Source organism: Methylobacterium sp. WL18 (assembly GCF_008040015.1).
GTDB lineage: Bacteria > Pseudomonadota > Alphaproteobacteria > Rhizobiales > Beijerinckiaceae > Methylobacterium > Methylobacterium mesophilicum.
In genome coordinates, this window is the sequence record NZ_VRVD01000926.1 from 1 (window position 1) to 1,393 (window position 1,393).

Consider the following 1,393-nt stretch of genomic DNA (forward strand, 5'->3'; position numbering starts at 1 on the left):
CTTCCCCCCGGCGCCTCCCGCTCACCCTGCGCCTGGCCGTGCGCGAGTTGCGCGCCGGCCTGTCCGGCTTCGGGGTGTTCCTCGCCTGCATCGCGCTCGGCGTCGCCGCGATCGCCGGCGTGGCGTCGATCTCGCGCTCGCTCTCCGACGGCCTCGGCCGGGAGGGGCGACGGATCCTCGGGGGCGACCTCGCCTACAACCTGATCAACCGCGAGGCGACCGACACGGAGCGGCAGGCCCTGTCGCGGGAGGGCACGGTCGACGCCGTGGCATCCCTGCGCGCCATGGCGGTGGCGGGCGGCGGAGACGCCGCGCTCGTCGAGCTGAAGGCCGTCGATCCCGCGACCTACCCGGCAGCCGGCGAACTCGTCACCGATCCGCCGGGCCGGCTCGCCGACCTGCTGGCCGAGCGCGACGGGGCGCCGGGCGCGCTAGCGGATCCGGCCCTGCTCACCCGCCTCGACGTCAAGGTCGGCGACCGGATCGCGCTCGCCGGGCACCCGGTCGCGATCCGCGGCACGCTCACGTCGGAGCCCGACAAGATCGCCGGCGGCATCGGCTTCGGCCCGAGGCTGATGATCTCGGAGCCGACGCTGCGCGCCACCGGCCTCGTCCAGCCGGGCAGCCTCAACCGCTGGAGCTACCGGATCGTCCTGCCGAAAGACGCCGCCCGGGACCCGGACCTCGACGCCGCGCAGGTGCGGATCCGAACCGCGTCTCCGGAGGCCGGCTGGGAGATCCGGTCTCGCGGCAACGCCGACCCGCGCTTTTCCAAGAGCATCGAGCGCTTCACCCAGTTCCTGACCCTGGTGGGGCTGACGGCGCTGATCGTCGGGGGCGTGGGCGTCGGCAACGCGGTCCACGCCTTCGTGGAGCGCAAGCGTCCCTCGATCGCGACGCTCAAGAGCGTCGGCGCCCCGGGCTCGCAGGTGGTCGCCCTCTACCTGACTCAGGTGATGCTGATCGCGGGCATCGGCACGGCGATCGGCCTCGCGGTCGGCGCAAGCCTGCCGTTCGTCCTGGATGCGCTGTTCTCCGCCGACCTGCCGTTGCCCTTGAATCCGACTTTGGCGCCGGGGGAATTGCTACTCGCCGCCGCCTACGGGCTGCTGACCGCCTTCGCGTTCGCGATCACGCCGCTCGGCCGTGCCCACGACGTGCCGGTCTCGGGCTTGTTCCGCGACACGGTCGATCCCGCCCGGGTCAGCCCGCGTTGGCGCTACCGGATCTGGCTTGCCCTCAGCCTCGCCGCCCTGGTCGGCCTGGCGGTCGGCACGGCGTTCGACCGGCGTGTGGCCCTGATCTTCATCGCGGCCGCCGCCATCGCGTTCGCGCTGCTGCACGGGGTGGCGCTCGGCCTGATGGCGCTCGCCCGCCGCCTGCCGCATCCGCG

At 73.7% G+C, this 1,393-nt stretch carries 1 protein-coding gene; it reads left to right on the forward strand.

From position 1 onward, the window contains the following. The coding region (locus FV228_RS29775; RefSeq protein WP_147857735.1) for an FtsX-like permease family protein at positions 1–1,393 on the forward strand (1,393 nt) is incomplete at both ends.